At 51.5% G+C, this 2948-nt stretch carries 1 rRNA gene; it reads right to left on the bottom strand.

Annotated elements, in window-relative coordinates:
* Positions 1-8: 8 nt before the first annotated feature.
* Positions 9-2930 (bottom strand): 23S ribosomal RNA (locus tag ACQKNR_RS29145).
* Between the last annotated feature and the right edge of the window lie 18 nt (positions 2931-2948).

Below are 2948 nucleotides of genomic sequence, written 5' to 3'. Positions count from 1 at the left end.
CATATTATATGGTTAAGTCCTCGATCTATTAGTATTCGTCAGCTCCACATGTCACCATGCTTCCACCTCGAACCTATCAACCTGATCATCTTTCAGGGATCTTACTAGCTTACGCTATGGGAAATCTCATCTTGAGGGGGGCTTCATGCTTAGATGCTTTCAGCACTTATCCCTTCCGCACATAGCTACCCAGCTATGCCCTTGGCAGAACAACTGGTACACCAGCGGTGCGTCCATCCCGGTCCTCTCGTACTAAGGACAGCTCCTCTCAAATTTCCTACGCCCACGACGGATAGGGACCGAACTGTCTCACGACGTTCTGAACCCAGCTCGCGTACCGCTTTAATGGGCGAACAGCCCAACCCTTGGGACCGACTACAGCCCCAGGATGCGATGAGCCGACATCGAGGTGCCAAACCTCCCCGTCGATGTGGACTCTTGGGGGAGATAAGCCTGTTATCCCCGGGGTAGCTTTTATCCGTTGAGCGATGGCCCTTCCATGCGGAACCACCGGATCACTAAGCCCGACTTTCGTCCCTGCTCGACTTGTAGGTCTCGCAGTCAAGCTCCCTTATGCCTTTGCACTCTACGAATGATTTCCAACCATTCTGAGGGAACCTTTGGGCGCCTCCGTTACACTTTAGGAGGCGACCGCCCCAGTCAAACTGCCCACCTGACACTGTCTCCCGGGTCGATAAGACCCGTAGGTTAGAATTTCAATACAGTCAGGGCGGTATCCCACCAGCGCCTCCACCGAAGCTAGCGCTCCGGTTTCAAAGGCTCCCGCCTATCCTGTACAAACTGTACCAAAATTCAATATCAGGCTACAGTAAAGCTCCACGGGGTCTTTCCGTCCTGTCGCGGGTAACCTGCATCTTCACAGGTACTATAATTTCACCGAGTCTCTGGTTGAGACAGTGCCCAAATCGTTACACCTTTCGTGCGGGTCGGAACTTACCCGACAAGGAATTTCGCTACCTTAGGACCGTTATAGTTACGGCCGCCGTTTACTGGGGCTTCAGTTCAGAGCTTCGCTTACGCTAACCCCTCTCCTTAACCTTCCAGCACCGGGCAGGTGTCAGCCCCTATACTTCGCCTTACGGCTTCGCAGAGACCTGTGTTTTTGCTAAACAGTCGCTTGGGCCTATTCACTGCGGCTTTCCGTTAAGAAAGCACCCCTTCTCCCGAAGTTACGGGGTCATTTTGCCGAGTTCCTTAACCAGAGTTCTCTCGCACACCTTAGGATTCTCTCCTCGCCTACCTGTGTCGGTTTGCGGTACAGGCACCTTTTATCTCGCTAGAAGCTTTTCTTGGCAGCGGGGAATCAAAGACTTCGCTCCATAAGGAGCTTCCCCATCACAGCTCAGCCTTCACGATAAGCGGATTTGCCTACTTATCAGCCTAACTGCTTGGACGTGCACAACCAATCGCACGCTTCTTCTATCCTTCTGCGTCCCTCCATTGCTCAAACGATAAAGAGGTGGTACAGGAATATCAACCTGTTGTCCATCGCCTACGCCTGTCGGCCTCGGCTTAGGTCCTGACTAACCCTGAGCGGACGAGCCTTCCTCAGGAAACCTTAGGCATTCGGTGGACGGGATTCTCACCCGTCTTTCGCTACTCATACCGGCATTCTCACTTCTAAGCACTCCACCAGTCCTTACGGTCTGACTTCACTGTCCTTAGAACGCTCCCCTACCACTGATACCATTGGTATCAATCCGCAGCTTCGGTGGTGTATTTAGCCCCGGTACATTTTCGGCGCAGAGTCACTCGACTAGTGAGCTATTACGCACTCTTTAAATGGTGGCTGCTTCTAAGCCAACATCCTAGTTGTCTAAGCAACTCCACATCCTTTTCCACTTAATACACACTTTGGGACCTTAGCTGGCGGTCTGGGCTGTTTCCCTTTTGACTACGGATCTTATCACTCGCAGTCTGACTCCTAAGGATAAGTCATTGGCATTCGGAGTTTGACTGAATTCGGTAATCCGATGAGGACCCCTAGTCCAATCAGTGCTCTACCTCCAAGACTCTTACACTTAAGGCTAGCCCTAAAGCTATTTCGGGGAGAACCAGCTATCTCCAGGTTCGATTGGAATTTCTCCGCTACCCACACCTCATCCCCGCACTTTTCAACGTGCGTGGGTTCGGGCCTCCATTCAGTGTTACCTGAACTTCACCCTGGACATGGGTAGATCACCTGGTTTCGGGTCTACGACCACGTACTAAACGCCCTATTCAGACTCGCTTTCGCTACGGCTCCGCCTCTTCAGCTTAACCTCGCACGGGATCGTAACTCGCCGGTTCATTCTACAAAAGGCACGCCATCACCCGTTAACGGGCTCTGACTATTTGTAGGCACACGGTTTCAGGATCTCTTTCACTCCCCTTCCGGGGTGCTTTTCACCTTTCCCTCACGGTACTGGTTCACTATCGATCACTAGGGAGTATTTAGCCTTGGGAGATGGTCCTCCCGGATTCCGACGGAATTTCACGTGTTCCGCCGTACTCAGGATACATTCAAGAGAGAACGAAGTTTCGACTACGGGGTTGTTACCCTCTGTGACGAGCCTTTCCAGACTGCTTCGTCTACCTCGTTCCTTTGTAACTCCGTATAGAATGTCCTACAACCCCAAGAGGCAAGCCTCTTGGTTTGGGCTAGATTCCGTTTCGCTCGCCGCTACTCAGGAAATCGCATTTGCTTTCTCTTCCTCCAGGTACTTAGATGTTTCAGTTCCCTGGGTCTGTCTTCCTTACCCTATGTATTCAGATAAGGATACCATACCATTACGTATGGTGGGTTTCCCCATTCGGAAATCTTCGGATCAAAGCTTACTTACAGCTCCCCGAAGCATATCGGCGTTAGTCCCGTCCTTCATCGACTCCTAGTGTCAAGGCATCCACCGTGCGCCCTTTCTAACTTAACCAAACTAAAATTAAAAAAT

This window comes from Bacillus sp. NPDC094077 (genome assembly GCF_050279465.1).
Classification (GTDB): domain Bacteria; phylum Bacillota; class Bacilli; order Bacillales; family Bacillaceae_G; genus Bacillus_A.
This window is presented reverse-complemented; position numbering and strand designations above follow the sequence as displayed.